Raw genomic sequence first — 2,183 nt, 5'->3', positions numbered from 1 at the left:
AAGGCGCGCGGGCTGACGATCCTGTTGATCGAGCACAAGCTCGAACTCGTGATGCGCGTGTCCGACCGCGTGATGGTGCTCGACAACGGCGTGAAGATCGCCGAAGGCGCGCCGCGCGACGTGCGGCACGATCCGCGCGTGATCGAGGCCTATCTCGGCCGCCGCCACGCGGGCGGCGCGGCCACCGAGCATTCCGCGCAGGCGGCCGCATGACCGTGCAATCTTCCGTGCCTGATACGACCATGACCGACGCGCTGCTGAAACTCGAACATCTCGACACGTTCTACGGACCGGTGCAGGTGCACTTCGACGTGAACTTCGAGGTCGGCCGCGGGCAGATCGTCAGCCTGCTCGGCGGTAACGCGAGCGGCAAATCGACGACGATGAAGCTGATTCTCGGGCTGATGCGGCCGAAGCGCGGCGTCGTGCGTTTCGACGGCGACGACGTGACGGCGCTCGCGACGCCGCAGCGCGTGCGGCGCGGGATCGCGGCCGTGCCCGAGGCGCGGCGGCTGTTCGGCGACATGAGCGTGCGCGAGAATTTGCTGATGGGCGCGTACACGCGCGGCGATCGTGCGGCGGTGAGCGAAGACTACGAACGCGTGCTCGACCTGTTTCCGCGTGTGCGCGAACGGCTCGCGCAGCGCGCGGGCACGCTGTCGGGCGGCGAGCAGCAGATGCTTGCGATGGCGCGTGCGCTGATGGCGCGGCCGAAACTGATCTGCATGGACGAGCCGACGATGGGGCTGTCGCCGCTCTACGTCGACAAGGTGCTCGAACTGATCGACGCGATCAACAAGCAGGGCGTGACGGTGTTCATGGTCGAGCAGAACGCGAGCCTCGCGCTGGAGATTGCACACTACGGGTACGTGCTGCAGACGGGGCGCGTCGTGCTCGAAGGGCCCGCGAAAACGCTGCTCGACGATGAGCGCGTGCGCGATGCGTATCTCGGCGGGGAGGCGGTGGCGGTGTAGGCGGCGCAAGCAGGCGCTGCCAGGCGCCGTGAAATGTGGAGTAGATTGGCGTTCTGTTGCGATCGACACCACGGAGAGCACCGCGCCATGTTGACCTATTCAATCCAGAAAGTCGGCTACGACTTCAATCAGCTCGATCAGCAGGGCGCGGCCGACTACGCGTCGTTCGTTCATGCGTTCGATGCGTTCCCTTGGGGGGCGCAGCACGTCGAATGGAACGAGACGCAGGACGGCCCGCTGCCGGCGCTCGTGCTGCAGCATGCCGACGATCAGCGTGAGCTGTGGGTGACTGCGTTGACAGATGCGCATTCGGACGGCTTCCAGCTGAATGCGGTGTCCATGCGGATCAAGAAGGGGCTCTTCGGCATCGGCAAGGGCAAGCTGGAGCAGCACGTCGACACGATCGACGTCAGGAAGCGCGTCGACGTCGATGCGTTGTGCCGGTTGTTCTGCGACCGCCAGTATGACGAACTGGATCAACGGGTGGCGCGGTATGCGCAGCGCAACGCCGACGACGATCGGGACAGCGACGACTGAACGCGTGTCGCCGCGGTGGCGTTCGATCGAGCCGTGCGTGCGCCGGATCTGAGGTTGCTTAAGCGTCGCTTGCAGCGTGCTTCGCCGCCGCACGCGGAAACGTCAACACCACCGCGAACCCGCCCGCATCGGGAAACGAGAACCCCACGCGCCCGCCGTGCGCCTTCATCACTTCCTGCACGATCGCGAGCCCGAGGCCCGACCCTGTGCGCCGCTCGCTGCCGTCCGGCGCGATCCGCACGAACGGTTGCAACGCCGCGTCCCAGTGCTCACGCGGTATCCCGCGCCCGTTGTCGGTGACGGTCAGCGTCACCGCTCGATCCACGTTGCCTTGAGTCGCGACCGCCACGACGATGTCATCCGCATGCCCATGCAGCAGCGCGTTGTGCAGCACGTTCGATAGCGCTTCCTGAAGACTGATCGCATCGCCGTCGATCCACGCATGCGGCGCGTCGCTCGCGAACGCAACGGCCACATCGCGTTCGCCCGCGAGCGGAATCGTGCGGCCCAGGACCTCTTTCGCGAGCGCGACGAGGTCGACCGGTTGCAGCGGCACGGCCTCGGTGCGATGAATCACCATCGCATGATTGAGCAACTGCCCGGTGAGCCGGCCGACGTCCGACGAGGTCGCACGCAGCGCATCGAGCCGCGCCGCGTGACGCGCGGGATCGG

3 protein-coding genes and 1 pseudogene are annotated in these 2,183 nt (G+C 66.7%); 3 read left to right on the top strand and 1 reads right to left on the bottom strand.

The window, feature by feature from the left end:
• From JMF90_RS34330 to JMF90_RS34320, 3 genes and pseudogenes are all read left to right on the top strand, one after another.
• Positions 1–213, top strand: a pseudogene (locus tag JMF90_RS34330) (ABC transporter ATP-binding protein); the annotation flags it as partial.
• A complete protein-coding gene (locus tag JMF90_RS34325; protein ID WP_011694623.1) occupies positions 210–974 on the top strand; it encodes an ABC transporter ATP-binding protein in 765 nt (254 codons plus the stop codon). The pseudogene JMF90_RS34330 and the gene JMF90_RS34325, both read left to right, overlap by 4 nt.
• An 87-nt stretch (positions 975–1,061) precedes the next feature.
• Positions 1,062–1,511 carry a hypothetical protein gene (locus JMF90_RS34320; RefSeq protein ID WP_011694624.1) on the top strand — a complete coding sequence of 150 codons (450 nt, stop codon included), beginning with the start codon at positions 1,062–1,064 and terminating at the stop codon, positions 1,509–1,511.
• A 58-nt stretch (positions 1,512–1,569) separates the two neighbouring features.
• Here JMF90_RS34320 and JMF90_RS34315 read toward each other — a convergent pair.
• A partial coding sequence (locus tag JMF90_RS34315; protein ID WP_201326097.1) for a sensor histidine kinase KdpD occupies positions 1,570–2,183 on the bottom strand: 614 nt, incomplete at its 5' end.

Origin of the sequence: Burkholderia sp. E168m23, from assembly GCF_016586125.1 — a bacterium.
Taxonomy (GTDB): Bacteria; Pseudomonadota; Gammaproteobacteria; order Burkholderiales; family Burkholderiaceae; genus Burkholderia; species Burkholderia orbicola.
This window is presented reverse-complemented; position numbering and strand designations above follow the sequence as displayed.